The sequence below is a fragment of the Streptomyces sp. R11 genome, from assembly GCF_041051905.1.
In the GTDB taxonomy this organism is placed as follows: Bacteria; Actinomycetota; Actinomycetes; order Streptomycetales; family Streptomycetaceae; genus Streptomyces.
This window is the reverse complement of record NZ_CP163432.1, coordinates 1,286,887-1,299,960: the sequence shown is the minus strand read 5'-3', so window position 1 is coordinate 1,299,960 and position 13,074 is coordinate 1,286,887. Positions and strand designations below refer to the sequence as shown.

At 71.3% G+C, this 13,074-nt stretch carries 16 protein-coding genes and 1 riboswitch; of the genes, 9 read left to right on the top strand and 7 right to left on the bottom strand.

The features are described 5' to 3' along the window. Nucleotides 1–4: 4 nt before the first annotated feature. Nucleotides 5–922, bottom strand: coding sequence for a LysR family transcriptional regulator (locus tag AB5J55_RS05905; RefSeq protein WP_369269640.1), 918 nt, complete (start codon nt 920–922; stop codon nt 5–7). Between the two features lie 93 nt (nt 923–1,015). Between AB5J55_RS05905 and AB5J55_RS05900 the strand changes: the two genes are divergently transcribed. Next, entirely contained in the window at nt 1,016–1,639 is a 624-nt protein-coding gene (locus AB5J55_RS05900) for a LysE family translocator (RefSeq protein WP_369269639.1), read from the top strand. A 65-nt stretch (nt 1,640–1,704) separates the two neighbouring features. On the opposite strand, the gene AB5J55_RS05895 is transcribed toward AB5J55_RS05900, so the two are convergent. From AB5J55_RS05895 to AB5J55_RS05885, 3 genes are all read right to left on the bottom strand, one after another. Then, the gene (locus tag AB5J55_RS05895; protein ID WP_369269638.1) at nt 1,705–2,178 is read right to left on the bottom strand and encodes a C40 family peptidase; all 474 of its coding nucleotides are present in this window, start codon (nt 2,176–2,178) and stop codon (nt 1,705–1,707) included. A 3-nt stretch (nt 2,179–2,181) separates the two neighbouring features. Beyond that, nucleotides 2,182–2,392: riboswitch (cyclic di-AMP (ydaO/yuaA leader) on the bottom strand. Between the two features lie 342 nt (nt 2,393–2,734). Next, nucleotides 2,735–3,043 carry a hypothetical protein gene (locus tag AB5J55_RS05890; protein WP_369269637.1) on the bottom strand — a complete coding sequence of 103 codons (309 nt, stop codon included), beginning with the start codon at nt 3,041–3,043 and terminating at the stop codon, nt 2,735–2,737. A gap of 7 nt (nt 3,044–3,050) precedes the next feature. Beyond that, nucleotides 3,051–3,686, bottom strand: coding sequence for an ATP-dependent Clp protease proteolytic subunit (locus tag AB5J55_RS05885; protein ID WP_369269636.1), 636 nt, complete (start codon nt 3,684–3,686; stop codon nt 3,051–3,053). Nucleotides 3,687–3,754: 68 nt separating this feature from the next. Here AB5J55_RS05885 and AB5J55_RS05880 point away from each other — a divergent pair, with 68 nt between their 5' ends. After that, nucleotides 3,755–4,042 (top strand): type II toxin-antitoxin system Phd/YefM family antitoxin, encoded by a 288-nt coding sequence (locus AB5J55_RS05880; protein WP_369269635.1) that lies wholly within the window; start codon nt 3,755–3,757, stop codon nt 4,040–4,042. A gap of 130 nt (nt 4,043–4,172) precedes the next feature. On the opposite strand, the gene AB5J55_RS05875 is transcribed toward AB5J55_RS05880, so the two are convergent. Next, nucleotides 4,173–5,189 (bottom strand): ABC transporter permease, encoded by a 1,017-nt coding sequence (locus tag AB5J55_RS05875; RefSeq protein ID WP_369269634.1) that lies wholly within the window; start codon nt 5,187–5,189, stop codon nt 4,173–4,175. A 106-nt stretch (nt 5,190–5,295) separates the two neighbouring features. Between AB5J55_RS05875 and AB5J55_RS05870 the strand changes: the two genes are divergently transcribed. The 7 genes from AB5J55_RS05870 (at nt 5,296) to AB5J55_RS05840 (ending at nt 10,750) form a co-directional block, all read left to right on the top strand. Then, nucleotides 5,296–5,943 (top strand): TetR/AcrR family transcriptional regulator, encoded by a 648-nt coding sequence (locus tag AB5J55_RS05870; protein ID WP_369269633.1) that lies wholly within the window; start codon nt 5,296–5,298, stop codon nt 5,941–5,943. 116 nt (nt 5,944–6,059) lie between these two features. Beyond that, entirely contained in the window at nt 6,060–6,362 is a 303-nt protein-coding gene (locus AB5J55_RS05865) for an urease subunit gamma (protein WP_147997413.1), read from the top strand. Between the two features lie 10 nt (nt 6,363–6,372). Beyond that, on the top strand, nt 6,373–6,684 hold the full coding sequence (locus AB5J55_RS05860) for an urease subunit beta (RefSeq protein ID WP_369269632.1): 312 nt from the start codon (nt 6,373–6,375) through the stop codon (nt 6,682–6,684). Continuing rightward, the gene (locus AB5J55_RS05855; protein WP_369269631.1) at nt 6,677–8,398 is read left to right on the top strand and encodes an urease subunit alpha; all 1,722 of its coding nucleotides are present in this window, start codon (nt 6,677–6,679) and stop codon (nt 8,396–8,398) included. The genes AB5J55_RS05860 and AB5J55_RS05855 overlap by 8 nt, the downstream gene beginning before the upstream one ends. Before the next feature lie 19 nt (nt 8,399–8,417). Further along, nucleotides 8,418–9,092, top strand: coding sequence for an urease accessory protein UreF (locus AB5J55_RS05850; RefSeq protein ID WP_369269630.1), 675 nt, complete (start codon nt 8,418–8,420; stop codon nt 9,090–9,092). Between the two features lie 219 nt (nt 9,093–9,311). Then, complete coding sequence (ureG, locus tag AB5J55_RS05845; protein WP_369269629.1) at nt 9,312–9,989, top strand: urease accessory protein UreG; 678 nt, start codon at nt 9,312–9,314, stop codon at nt 9,987–9,989. Next, a complete protein-coding gene (locus AB5J55_RS05840; protein ID WP_369269628.1) occupies nt 9,977–10,750 on the top strand; it encodes an urease accessory protein UreD in 774 nt (257 codons plus the stop codon). Before ureG ends, AB5J55_RS05840 begins: the two co-directional genes overlap by 13 nt. Before the next feature lie 15 nt (nt 10,751–10,765). Here AB5J55_RS05840 and AB5J55_RS05835 read toward each other — a convergent pair whose 3' ends face one another. Beyond that, the gene (locus AB5J55_RS05835) at nt 10,766–11,494 is read right to left on the bottom strand and encodes a lysophospholipid acyltransferase family protein (RefSeq protein ID WP_369269627.1); all 729 of its coding nucleotides are present in this window, start codon (nt 11,492–11,494) and stop codon (nt 10,766–10,768) included. A gap of 322 nt (nt 11,495–11,816) precedes the next feature. After that, entirely contained in the window at nt 11,817–13,049 is a 1,233-nt protein-coding gene (locus AB5J55_RS05830; protein ID WP_369269626.1) for a PP2C family protein-serine/threonine phosphatase, read from the bottom strand. Nucleotides 13,050–13,074: the final 25 nt, after the last annotated feature.

The following is a 13,074-nucleotide window of genomic DNA, read 5'->3' as shown; positions in this document are numbered from 1 at the left end:
CCCCTCAGGTCTGCCGCGACCGGCCGAACGTGCCGCGCAGCAGAGCCCGGAAGGCGTCCGCGGCCGGAGCCGCCTCCTCGCTCCGGTGGGCGACCGAGATCGTACGGCGCAGCTGTGCGCCCTCCAGCGCGCGCACCCCGACCGGAGTGACCGACGTACGCGCCACCATCTCCGGTACGACCGCGACCCCGAGCCCCGCACTGGCCAGCGCGCACACCAGGAGATACCCCGGCGTCGGCACCAGCACCGAGGGCAGGGCCCCCGCCCGGGCCAGCACCGCCTCCACGCCCCGCCGGGCCGGAGCGTCCGGCGCCATGCTGATCAGCGGCTGCCCGGCGAGCTCGGCCAGCGGCAGCCGTGCGGTCCCGCTGGTGAGGGCGTGGCCCGGAGCGGACACCAGGACCAGCTCCTCGACGAGGATCGGCTCGACGCGGACCGAGGACGCCAGCGGGATCGGGTCGCCCGGCTCATACGCGTGCGTCAGGGCCAGATCCACCTCACCGGCCGCCACGGCCGCGACGCCGGCCGACGGTTCGTAGTCGGCGACCGTCAGCTCCACGTCCGGATGGGCCCGCCGGAAGGCGCTGAGGGCCGGCGGCAGCAGGTGGATGCCCCCCGCGGTCTGGAAGGTGCCGAGCCGGAGCGTGCCGCCCGACAGGCCGGTCAGCCGGGCCAGCTCGTGCCGTGCCCGCTCCAGCTCGTCGAGCACCCGCCGGGCCCGCGCCACCAGCAGCTCGCCAGCACCCGTCAGCCGGGCCCCGCGGTGGTGCCGTACCAGTAGGGCGGTGCCCGCCTCGCGCTCCAGCTTGGCCAGCTGCTGGGAGAGCGCGGGCGTGGTGTAGCCGAGCCGCTCGGCCGCCCGGGTGATCGAACCCGCCTCGGCGACCGCCACCAGGGCGGCGAGCCTGGTCGGGTCGTACATGCCGGGCTCCTCGTCTGCCTAAACCAATGCTTTAGGGCAGCCCAGGATATTCGAAATACCTGCTGAAGGCTTCCGCGCGGCACGCTGGGTGCCATGGACGCTCAGCTCATCGCCTTCACCGGGGTCTCCGCCGGCCTCGTCGCCATGCCCGGCGCCGACTTCACCGTCGTCGTGCGCAACGCCCTCGTCTCCCGCCGGGCCGGCATCGCGTGCGCGTTCGGGATCGGGGCCGGGCTGCTGGTGCATGTGACGCTGGCGGTGCTGGGGGTCGCCGCGGTCCTGGCCGCCGTACCGGCGCTGTTCCGTGCGCTCCAGGTGGTCGGCGGGGCCTACGTGTTGTACCTGGGCGTCCAGACCCTGCGGCAACGGCGCAGTGAAGTGAGTGAAGTGACGGACACGCGCGAGGATTCCACCGGGCGACCGCTGCGGCAGGGCTTCGTCACCAACGCCCTCAACCCGAAGGCGTCCCTCACGTTCCTCAGCGTGCTGCCGCAGTTCGTGCCCGCGGGCGCTCCCGCGCTGCCCCGGACGCTGCTGCTCGCCCTGATCGTGCTGGCGATCGCGATGGTGTGGTTCCAGGTGGTCGCCCTGCTGGTGGACCGGCTCGGGCGATGGCTCCGCCAGCCGCGCGCCGCCCGGGCGGTCACGACCGTCACCGGCGTCGCGCTGACGGCCTTCGGCGTGGGACTCCTCGCCGGGCCGCTGATGGCCGTCTGACGGCCTTTCTGGTGCCTCGGGGGCGATGACGGCGTGTCAGGCCGCCGCCATCGCCCCCGGGAGGGTCACTTGACCCGGCCGTACCAGACGCTCCTGGTCCAGATCTTCTGCAGCTTTACAACGTCCCCGCTCTTGGGGGAGTGCCAGATCTTTCCCTTCCCGGCGTAGATGCCGACGTGGTAGACGTACGACCCCGAGTGGAAGAACACCAGGTCTCCGGCCTTGCGGCTCTTGGCGGAGATGTGGCGGGTCTTGTTGTACTGCTGGGCCGCCGTACGGGGCAGTTTCTTGCCCGCCTTCTTGAACGAGTACAGCGTCAGCCCGGAGCAGTCGAACCGGTTCGGCCCCGTGGCACCCCACTTGTACGGGGAGCCCTTCTTGGAGGCCGCGACCTGAAGTGCCTTCGTCGCCGGTGTGGCCGCCTCTGCTTCGGACGTGAAGCCGGGCGCCACTATCGAGCCGCCCACTGCGGCGATGGTGAGAGCCGAGGCCGTGCCGGCCCGGGCCATGAGCGACGGGACACGATTGAGCGCAGTCATGCGCAACCCTTCGTCAGCCGCCTGTGAAGGATGACCTGTCGGATTCGGGCTGGCGAAGTTGCCCGGCCGCGTTGCCGCGGCTTCACCCCAAGGGCTGCTCGGATCGAACGAACGTCCGCTCCGGCGACCCGTCTTGCTCGGGTCCTCCACTCCTGCCGATCCACTCCTGTCGACCGGTCATCCGGGCGGCGGCAGGACTCGGCGTCCGCCCGGACCGCCCCGCCGCTGCGGCGGGGGCTTGTCGTCAGACAGGGATCTTGACGCACGGATGAGCGAAATACCCAACGGAACCGGGGATTTGTGGTGTTAGTCACCACTCACCCGTTCGGGTGGGTACCCGCGTGTTCGAGAGGGCGTCCAGGGGGCGAAGGAGTCCCGGACCAGCGATGGAGCGCCTTGTTCCGCCCTGGGCTCATGCCCGTTGCGCAACCCTGATGGGCCAGCAAAAGGAGCCGTTGCTACGCCGATTGGGGGTACGCCGTTTGGTCCGTTTGAGCCTTGTTCCGGACGCCTCGTCAGTGGGATCGAGGCGTCCGGGATCGGCCTGTGCGCGTCGTCAACTGTCGGAGCGCGGCGGCACCGTGACACGAGCCGTGCGGCGCTCCCCGTCCAGCACGCGCAGCGCACGCGCGAGCGTGGGAGCGTGCAGCTCCGTCTCGCCCCGCTGGTGCATCAGCGCCAGCGCGTCCCGCAGCTCGGCCGCCTTGCGGACGAGCGCCTGGGCGGCCCGCAGTCCGCGGTAGGTGTCGCCGTCCTGCGCCGGGTTGATCCGGCCGAGCAGGTCCACCACGTCGAGATAACGGTCGATCAACTCACCCTCCGCGCGGGTCAGCGCGGGCAGGGGCGGCAACTCGGGTGGCAGCACCGGCCGATCACCGCCCCGTGGGCGGCGCGAGCGTCGCCTTGCGGCTGGGGATGATCCGGTCCACCAGTCCGTACTCCAGCGCCTCCTGGGCGTTCAGGATCTTGTCCCGCTCGATGTCCTCGGTCACCTGCGCGCGGGTGCGCCCGGTGTGCCGGGCGAGCATCTCCTCCAGCCGGGCCCGAATCCGCGTCAGTTCGTCGGCCTGGATGGCCAGGTCGTCGGCCTGGCCATCGATCGGTTCGGGCAGCCCCGGCTGATGGATCACCACACGGGCCCCGGGCAGCGCGAACCGCTTCCCCGGCGTGCCCGCGGCCAGCAGCACCGCACCGGACGCGCCGGCCTGGCCCAGGCAGATCGTCTCCACGTCGCAGGTGACGTACTGCATCGTGTCGTAGATCGCAGACATGGAGCTGAACGAGCCGCCGGGCGAATTGATGTACAGCGAGATGTCCTGGTCGGGGTCCTTGTGCTCCAGATGCATGAACTGGGCCATCACGTCGTTCGCCGAGGTGTCGTCGATCTGCGTGCCGAGAAAGACGATCCGCTCCTCCAGCAGCTTCGAGTACGGATCCTGCGTCCTGAGGCCTGAACTCGTGCGCTCGGTGAACTCGGGCAGTACATAGCGGGCGGACGGTCGGGTCATGGCTCACGCTCCCTTGCCGGGGTGCCTGTAAAAAATGTACAGGACGTACATGACGTAATGTAGGGAGCATGGCCTACGAGATTCCGGTGACGCAAGCCAGGGCTGAGCTCGCCGAACTGATCAATCGCGTGGTGTACGGCGGTGAACGCGTCGTCGTGACGCGCCACGGAAAGCCCCTCGTCGCCCTTGTCTCCGCCTCTGACCTCGAACGACTCGAGCAGCTCGGGGAGTCGGCGGAGCTCACCGAGGAGCAGGTGATCAGCGCGGTCTCCAGCCTCCGCGAGGTCGGATCCGCTCCCCGCGAACGACAGCGCTTCGGTATCGCCGCGGAGCATCGGGGGTCGAGCCCCTCGTAGGGCCGCCGCCCTTCCGGACGCCGCCCCGGCGTTCGGACGTCCGTCCGCCACACCCCGGAACGCCAGGACCGTGCACCCCCGTCCGCTACAGCGGGGGTGCACGGTCGGTTCGGTGCGGCCGGGCGGTGGCTCAGCCGACGGCGGTGAGCTCCCTCTCGGACGCGGGCTCGGCGCTGGGCGTACGGGACCTCAGGGCGTTCCCGAGCACTACGGCGCCCAGACCCAGGGCGGCCCACCAGGTCAGCGTCATGGCGGGGCCGATCGCCGCCGCGCCGTCGAAGAAGGACACCGAGCGCAGCAGGGTCGTGCCCGCGCCCGGCGGCAGCCACTGGCCGATGACGCCGGCCGGCTCGGGCAGCATCTGCGGCGCCGAGGCCGCCCCGGAGAAGGGGTTGCCGAGGAACATCACCAGGAACGACACGATGCCGATGCCCGCGTTGCCGATCAGTGCGGCGAGCCCCGCGACGGCCGCGCTCACGGCCAGCGTCGTCAGCGAGAACACCCCGGCCTCCGCCCACCAGTCGCCGGTGAGGATCCCCAGCCAGCTGTGCGCGAGCGCGGCCGCGACCACGCCGATCAGGGCGGCGGCACCGGCCAGGGCGCTCACGGCCCGGATGCCGCGCAGCCCGAGCAGGGTCACCGCGGCGCCCGCCGCCATGCCGGCCAGGGCGAGTGGCAGGACGCTCGCGCCGAGGGCCGCACCGCGCGGGTCGTTGACGGGTGTGGGGACGACGTCGACGGCCTTGGCCTGGGTGCCCTCGGCGGCGGCCTGTTGGGTCACGGCCTGTTGCAGCAGCTGGGCGACCGCCGGGCTCGCCGCCGACGCGGTGAGCAGTTCGGGGCCCTGGGGGGTCACGACGACAGCGCCGTATACGGTCCGGTCCTCGATCGCGTCCCGGGCGGCGGACGCGTCTGCGTACCGGTGGATCTCGAACGCGCCCTCGTGCCGGCCGAGTTGCTTCTCCACCTGGGCAGTGGCGGCGGCCGGTCCGGCCACCCCGAGCGGCAGGTCGCGGGGAGCGGTGCGGGCGGCGGGCCAGGCGAAGGCCCAGAGGGCGAGGGCTGCGAGGACGGGGACGAGGACGACGACCGCGATCAGGCGCCTGGGTGCGGCGGACCTGGGCGGCGTAGCGGACGGGGTGGGCATGGGGTCTCCCGGCTAAAAAGAAGGATCGTTCGTTTTTGATGACGCTCCCACCGTCCTGCTGATGCCGTTCCTTGTCAAGAAGGAATGTTCGTTTTACTTTGTGACCATGGCCCGCGTATCCCAGGAACACCTCGACGCCCGCCGCCGGCAGATCCTCGACGGCGCCGCGATCTGCTTCGCCCGCAACGGCTTCCACGCCACGTCCATGCAGGACGTGCTGAAGGAGGTCGACCTCTCGGCGGGGGCGGTCTACCGCTACTTCAGCGGCAAGGAGGCGCTGATCGGCGCGATCGTCGCCGAGGTGCTCGGGTCGGTCCGGGGGGCCTTCGAGGAGGCGGCACGGCAGAGCCCGCCCCCGCCGCCGGACGAACTGGTCGCCGCGGTCCTCGGCAGGACCCTCGCCGCGCGCGAGTCCCTGGTCGTCGACGGCAGGCCCGCGTTTCCGCGGCTGGTCATCCAGGTGTGGACGGAGACCCTGCGCAACGAGGAACTGGCGGCGATCCTGCGGGAGGGCTACGGCTCGGTACGCACGGCCTGGGCTCGGATCGTCGAGGGCTACCAGGAGGCCGGGATGATGCGGGCCGACGCGGCGCCGGACCATGTGGCGCGCACGATGATCGCCGCGGTCCTGGGATTCATCGCCCAGCAGTCCCTCTTCGGGCCCGCCCCGGTCGACGTACTCCGGGAGGGGCTGCGGGCGCTGATGAGCATGCGGGACGACCGGGGAACGACCGATGGATCACAGCCGGGTTAACGTGCCCGAAACTCGGTCCAACTAGCCTGCCGATCCACGCCACCTGGCACTTTGCCCCGTGGCGGCTGCGGCAACCGGACCCCGCACGGTCCGGAGCGAGGACTGTGAGGTGGGACGTGCAACTGACCCCGCACGAGCAAGAGCGGCTGCTCATCCACGTGGCGGCCGACGTCGCCGAGAAGCGCCGGGCCCGCGGGCTGAAGCTCAACCACCCCGAGGCGGTCGCCCTCATCACCTCGCACATCCTCGAGGGCGCCCGCGACGGCCGTACGGTCGCCGAGCTCATGTCCTCCGGACGCAAACTGCTCACGCGGGACGACGTCATGGACGGCATCCCCGAGATGATCCACGACGTCCAGGTCGAGGCGACCTTCCCGGACGGCACCAAGCTCGTCACCGTCCATGACCCGATCGTGTGAAGGGGCCTCGATGATCCCCGGAGAGATCCTGTTCGCCGACGGCCCGATCGCATACAACGAGGGCCGTGAGGTCACCCGGCTGACCGTCCTCAACGCCGCCGACCGGCCGGTCCAGGTCGGCTCCCACTACCACTTCGCCGAGGCCAACCCCGGTCTGGACTTCGACCGCGCCGCCGCGCGCGGCAAGCGGCTCAACGTCGCCGCCGGCACCGCCGTGCGCTTCGAGCCCGGCATCCCCGTCGACGTCGAACTCGTCCCGCTCACCGGCGCCCGTGTGGTGCCCGGCCTGCGCGGGGAGACCGGAGGTGCCCTCGATGCCTGAGATCTCCCGTGCCGCGTACGCCGACCTGTTCGGCCCGACCACCGGTGACCGCATCCGGCTCGCCGACACCGATCTGCTGGTCGAGATCGAGGAGGACCGCTCCGGCGGCCCCGGACTCGCCGGTGACGAGGCGGTGTTCGGCGGCGGCAAGGTCATCCGCGAATCCATGGGCCAGTCGCGGGCCACGCGCGCGGAGGGCACCCCGGATACGGTCATCACCGGCGTCGTCATCATCGACCACTGGGGCATCGTCAAGGCCGACGTCGGCATCCGCGACGGCCGGATCACCGGCATCGGCAAGGCGGGCAACCCCGACACGATGGACGGGGTGCACCCGGACCTCGTCATCGGCCCCGAGACCGAGATCATCGCGGGCAACGGACGGATCCTTACGGCCGGCGCCATCGACGCGCACGTCCACTTCATCTGCCCCCAGATCGCCGACGAGGCCCTCGCGTCGGGGATCACGACCCTGGTCGGCGGCGGCACCGGACCGGCCGAGGGTTCGAAGGCGACCACCGTGACGCCCGGCCCCTGGCATCTGGCCCGGATGCTGGAGGCGATGGAGGGCCACCCCGTCAACTTCGGCCTGCTGGGCAAGGGCAACACCGTCTCCCACGAGGCGATGCTCTCCCAGATCCGCGGCGGCGCGCTCGGCCTCAAACTGCACGAGGACTGGGGCACCACCCCGGCCGTCATCGACGCCTCGCTGACCGTCGCCGACCAGACCGGCATCCAGGTCGCCATCCACACGGACACGTTGAACGAGGCCGGCTTCGTCGGTGACACGCTGGCCGCCATCGCCGGCCGGGGCATCCACGCGTACCACACCGAGGGCGCGGGCGGCGGGCACGCGCCGGACATCATGACCGTCGTCTCCGAGCCGCACGTGCTGCCGAGCTCGACGAATCCGACGCGCCCGTTCACCGTCAACACCGCCGAGGAACACCTCGACATGCTGATGGTGTGCCATCACCTCAACCCGGCGGTGCCGGAGGACCTCGCCTTCGCCGAGTCGCGGATCCGCCCGTCGACCATCGGGGCGGAGGACATACTCCACGACCTCGGCGCGATCTCGATCATCTCGTCCGACTCGCAGGCCATGGGGAGGGTGGGCGAGGTCGTCATGCGGACCTGGCAGACCGCCCATGTGATGAAGCGGCGGCGGGGCGCGCTGCCGGGCGACGGGCGGGCCGACAACCAGCGGGTGCGGCGGTACGTGGCCAAGTACACGATCAACCCCGCGCTCGCGCAGGGCCTCGGCCGCGAGATCGGCTCCGTGGAGACCGGCAAGCTCGCCGACCTGGTGCTGTGGGAGCCGGCGTTCTTCGGGGTCAAGCCCCAACTCGTCATCAAGGGCGGGCAGATCGCGTACGCGCAGATGGGCGACGCCAACGCCTCCATCCCGACGCCGCAGCCGATCCTGCCCCGCCCGATGTTCGGCGCGATCGGGCGGGCGCCGGCGGCGAACTCGGTCAACTTCGTCGCCCCGCTCGCGATCGAGGACGGGCTGCCGGAACGGCTTCAGCTCGGGAAGCGGTTCGTGGCCATCGAGTCGACGCGTGGGGTCACCAAGGCCGACATGCGGGAGAACGACGCTCGGCCCGAGGTGCGGATCGATCCCGACAGCTTCGCCGTGCACATCGACGGGGAGCTGGTGGAGGCCACGGCTGCCGCCGAACTGCCCATGGCGCAGCGGTACTTCCTGTTCTGAGGGTTGGTGGCTGGTTCCGATGTCACGAGCTGCACTCCTCGTCCTTGCCGACGGCCGCTTTCCCGCCGGGGGCCACGCGCACTCCGGCGGTGCCGAGGCGGCCGTCAAGGCGGGGCGGATCACCGGGGCCGCGAGCCTGGAGGACTTCTGCCGGGGGCGGTTGCACACGGCGGGCCTGGTCGCGGGCTCGCTCGCCGCGGCGGCTGCGCTCGGGGGTGCTGCGGTGGACCTCGACGCGGCGGCCGACGCGCGTACGCCTTCGCCCGCCCTGCGGCTCGCCGCGCGGAAGCTGGGGCGGCAGTTGATGCGGGCCGCTCGGGCCACTTGGCCGTCCGGGGAGCTGGATGAGCTGGCGCAGCGGTTTCCCAAAGGGGCTCATCAGCCGGTCGTGCTGGGGGTTGCGGCTCGGGCCGCGGGGTTGGGTGCCGTGGAGGCGGCCTACTGCGCGGCTTACGAGTGTGTGAGTGGGCCGGCGAGTGCGACGGTGCGGTTGCTGAGCCTGGATCCCTTTGACGCTACGGGGGTGCTGGCTCGGTTGGCGCCTGAGGTGGACCGGGTGGTGGATCGGGCGGTCGAGGCGGGGCGGCGTGCTGTCGATGGCGGGGTGGACGCGTTGCCTGCGGCTTCTGCTCCGCTGTTGGAGGTCGGGGCGGAGGTGCATGCGGCGTGGGGCGTGCGGTTGTTTGCGTCCTGAGTGGTTCTCGCCCCCGCCGCCCTTACCCGTCCCGTCCCTGGGGGCTGCCGCCCCCAGACCCCCGCTTTCGGCCTGAACGGCCTCGTCCTCAAACGCCGGACGGGCTGGAATGCCTGGACCGGCGCTGAGAGGCCAAGTCCCAAAGCCGTGAAGCCAAGTCCTAAAGCCGAGAAGCCAAGCCCCAAAGCCGAGAAGCCAAGCCCCAAAAGGAGCCGCTCCATGCACCTCGACCACTCCCACGACGGTCCCTCCGCCGTCAGTGCCGACGCCCACCGTCCCGACGGGGCGCGTCGTGCCCTGCGGATCGGGCTCGGTGGGCCCGTGGGGTCCGGTAAGACGGCCACCGTTGCCGCGCTCTGCCGGGCGCTGCGGGATGAGCTGTCCCTGGCCGTTGTCACGAACGACATCTACACGCGCGAGGACGCCGAGTTTCTGTTGCGGGAGGCTGTGCTGCCGCCCGAGCGGATCACGGCCGTGGAGACGGGGGCCTGTCCGCACACCGCGATCCGGGACGACATCTCCGCGAACCTCGAGGCCGTCGAGGACCTGGAGGACGCGGTCGGTCCGCTTCAGCTCATCCTCGTGGAGTCCGGTGGGGACAACCTCACCGCCACCTTCTCCAAGGGGCTCGTCGACGCGCAGATCTTCGTGATCGATGTCGCCGGTGGGGACGACATTCCGCGCAAGGGCGGTCCGGGGGTGACTACCGCCGATCTGCTCGTGGTCAACAAGACCGACCTCGCTCCGCACGTCGGTTCCGACCTGGCACGGATGGCAGCCGACGCCAAGGCGCAGCGGGCCGAACTGCCGGTCGTGTTCCAGTCGCTGAGGAGCGAGTCCGGAGTCAAGGACGTCGCCGACTGGGTGCGGGCTCAGCTCGTGGCGTGGACGGCGTGACGGCCACCGCCGGTGGGGTGCGGGCACGTGCGCGGATCGTCGCCCGGGACGACGGGCGGGGCGGCACCTCGCTGCCCGTGCTCGACGGTGACGGGCCACTGGCGCTCAGGCGGACGCGGGGGAGCGGCGCCGAGGCACGGGTGGTACTCGTCGGGGCGATGAGCGGGCCGCTCGGTGGAGATCAGTTCGCCATTGAGGCCGACGTGGAGGCCGGCGCGCGGCTGCGCGTCCAGTCGGCAGCGGCCACGATCGCGCTGCCGGGACAGAGCAAGGGCGAGGCCCGTTACGACGTACGGCTGTCCGTGGCCGACGGGGGTGAGCTGCACTGGCTGCCCGAGCAGTTGATCTCCGCCCGGGGCAGCGATCTGCGGGTGACGACCCGCGTCGATGTCGGTGCTACCGGGCGACTCGTGCTGCGTGAGGAGCAGGTGCTCGGGCGGGTGGGGGAGGAGCCGGGGCGGCTCGGGAGCCGGATCCGGGTGGGTGTCGCCGGACGGGTCGTTCTTGATCAGGAGCTGGCCTGCGGGCCCGGTGCGCCGGGTGGCTGGGACGGGCCCGCAGGGCTGGGCGGGTTTCGGGCGGTCGGGCAACTCGTCGTCGTACGGCCCGAGTTCGCGGACGCTCCGGTGCCGGCTCGGGTGCTGGGGGAGAACGCCGCTGTCATGCCCCTCGCCGGGCCCGCCGCCCTGGTGAGTGCCGTGGCGGCGGATGCGTTGCGGCTGCGCAGGCTGCTCGACGAGGCGCTCGACTCACTCGGCTGAGTCCCCCGGGGCGCGTCAACTTATGGGCAGCCGCGGCAGCTTGCGTTGCTTCGCCGCCTTGGCTGCGGCTTCCTGCTCCGCCTTGGCGACGGCCGCGTACTGGTCGACGTACTCCTGCTCGGACAGTGCCAGGATCGCGTACATGATCTCGTCGGTCACGGCGCGCAGGATCGCCTTCTCGTTCTCCATGCCCTCGTAGCGGGAGAAGTCGAGGGGCTCGCCGAAGCGAATCTTCACCGGGTGGACGTTCGGGATGACCTTGCCGGGCGGCTGCGCCTCGAAGGTGCCGATCATCGCGCAGGGGATGACAGGGACGCGTGCCTTGAGCGCCATCACCGCGACCCCGACCTTGCCCTTGTAGAGCCGGCCGTCGTGCGAGCGGGTGCCCTCCGGGTAGATGCCGAGGAGTTCGTCCTTGCTCAGGACCCCGAGACCCTCGCGGATCGCGGCCTGGCCCGCCTCCTTGCCGGTGCGGTCGACCGGGATCTGGCCGGCGCTGCGGAAGAAGGCCGCGGTCAGACGGCCCTTGATGCCCGGACCCGTGAAGTACTCCTTCTTCGCGAGAAAGGTGATGCGCCGCTTGAGGATCGCCGGCATCAGGAAGTGGTCGGAGAACGACAGGTGGTTGCCCGCGACGATGGCCGCACCCGTGGCCGGTACGTGTTCGAGGCCCTCTATTCGGGGCCGGAAGACCAGTCGCAGCAGAGGTCCCAACAACACGTATTTCAGTACGTAGTAGAACAAGGGGGCGCTCCTCACTCCGGCGGATCAGCTTGGGCCGCCGCGTTCTGGCAGGTCAACCAGCGTGCCGTGGGGCTGCCAGTGTAGGCGCAGGGGTGACAGGCCGGAACCGGGCCGGGACGGGCGGATGCCGACCGGCAGAGACCGTTCTGAGTGGATGTCAGGTAGTTGGCGGGCGGCGGCGTTTGCGGATGGGGAGGACCGCCGGACCAGCCTGGTGTCCGGGGTCGGTGTGCGGCAACTCCATGGCGGGGTTTGGCGTGATCACGGGTGCGGCGTGGCAGGTGGGTCGCCCTTGCGGGGAGTCGCCTGGTCTGCTCGTCCATCACAGCCGCACGATGATCAGCGCCGTGTCGTCCGTCGCGCCCCCGGGCGGCAGCAGCTCCAGCAGGACGGCGTCGGCGAGGGCCTCGGGGTCGGAGGTGCGGTTGCGCACGAGCGAGTCGGCGAGACGGGCCAGGCCCGTGTCGATGTCCTCGCGGCGGCGCTCGATCAGTCCGTCGGTGTACAGCGCGAGTGTGGCGCCGTCGGAGTAGGTGATGGCGGCCTGCGGTCTCGGCCTCGGGTCGGGGCGGGCGTCCAGGGGTGGATCCGTGGCCAGGTCCAGAAACTCCACCCGGCCGTCGGCGTGCACCAGAACCGGCGGCGGATGGCCCGCGCTGCTGTAGGTGATGGTCCGGGCGTCGAAGTCGATGAACGTCGTGACGGCGGTGGCCGACTCGGCGCCGTCGACGACATGGGCGTACCGCCCCAGCACGTCGAGCGCCTGCGCCGGGCCGTCCGCGACCCGGGAGGTGGCACTGAGCGCGCTGCGCAGCTGGCCCATCACGCCGGCCGCATCGAGGCCGTGGCCGACCACGTCGCCCACGGAGACGCCGATGCGGTTGCCGCCCACCAGGTCGATCAGGTCGTACCAGTCGCCGCACACGTTCAGCGCGCCCATCGCGGGCCGGTAGCGCACGGCGGCCCGGTGGCTGCCCACCTGTCGGCGGGCGGGCAGCATCGCCTCCTGCAGGGCCAGTGCCACCTCGCGTTCGCGGGCGTGGGACTGCCGCAGCCGTTCGTTGAGCTCCTGCAGCTCCCGGGCGCGGGTGTACAGCTCGGCCTCCAGGACTCTCACCCGGCTGTCGCCGCTGGTGCCGCCCCGAAGGCGGATGAGTTCGGTGACCTCCTCGACCCGGTGCGCGACGAATGCCACCTGCCCGTCGGGGCCGAAGACGGGCGCGTTGATCGGGCTCCAGTAGCGCTCCTCCCAGTGGCCGGGCAGGGAGGCGTCCTCGACGTCGTAGCGCTGCAGCGCCATCGTGTCGCGCTCGCCGGTGGCCACCACGCGCAGCATCGACGCCCGGACGTCACGCATGCCGGTGGCGGCGGGGTCGTTCGGGTTCTCGGGGAAGACGTCGAAGATGTACCGGCCCACCAGCCCCGCGCGGCTGCGTCCGGACAGGCGCTGGAAGTCCTCGTTGGCGTCGGCGTAGACCAACTCCGGGGTCAGCAGTGCCACCATTCCGGGCAGGGCCTGGAACACCGCCTCGTAGTCGATCGCCTTCTCGTTCATGGCTCCCGCCTCACCACCGGGATCA

Excerpts from the sequence above, each read along its gene's own strand:
- AB5J55_RS05870 (WP_369269633.1), top strand. The coding sequence starts at position 5,296 with ATGGCCCGCGTATCCCAGGAACACCTCGACGCCCGCCGCCGGCAGATC.
- AB5J55_RS05885 (WP_369269636.1), bottom strand. The coding sequence starts at position 3,686 with ATGACCCGACCGTCCGCCCGCTATGTACTGCCCGAGTTCACCGAGCGC.
- AB5J55_RS05880 (WP_369269635.1), top strand. The coding sequence starts at position 3,755 with ATGGCCTACGAGATTCCGGTGACGCAAGCCAGGGCTGAGCTCGCCGAA.
- AB5J55_RS05875 (WP_369269634.1), bottom strand. The coding sequence starts at position 5,189 with ATGCCCACCCCGTCCGCTACGCCGCCCAGGTCCGCCGCACCCAGGCGC.
- ureG (WP_369269629.1), top strand. The coding sequence starts at position 9,312 with ATGCACCTCGACCACTCCCACGACGGTCCCTCCGCCGTCAGTGCCGAC.
- AB5J55_RS05895 (WP_369269638.1), bottom strand. The coding sequence starts at position 2,178 with ATGACTGCGCTCAATCGTGTCCCGTCGCTCATGGCCCGGGCCGGCACG.
- AB5J55_RS05905 (WP_369269640.1), bottom strand. The coding sequence starts at position 922 with ATGTACGACCCGACCAGGCTCGCCGCCCTGGTGGCGGTCGCCGAGGCG.
- AB5J55_RS05830 (WP_369269626.1), bottom strand. The coding sequence starts at position 13,049 with ATGAACGAGAAGGCGATCGACTACGAGGCGGTGTTCCAGGCCCTGCCC.
- AB5J55_RS05855 (WP_369269631.1), top strand. The coding sequence starts at position 6,677 with ATGCCTGAGATCTCCCGTGCCGCGTACGCCGACCTGTTCGGCCCGACC.
- AB5J55_RS05900 (WP_369269639.1), top strand. The coding sequence starts at position 1,016 with ATGGACGCTCAGCTCATCGCCTTCACCGGGGTCTCCGCCGGCCTCGTC.
- AB5J55_RS05860 (WP_369269632.1), top strand. The coding sequence starts at position 6,373 with ATGATCCCCGGAGAGATCCTGTTCGCCGACGGCCCGATCGCATACAAC.
- AB5J55_RS05850 (WP_369269630.1), top strand. The coding sequence starts at position 8,418 with ATGTCACGAGCTGCACTCCTCGTCCTTGCCGACGGCCGCTTTCCCGCC.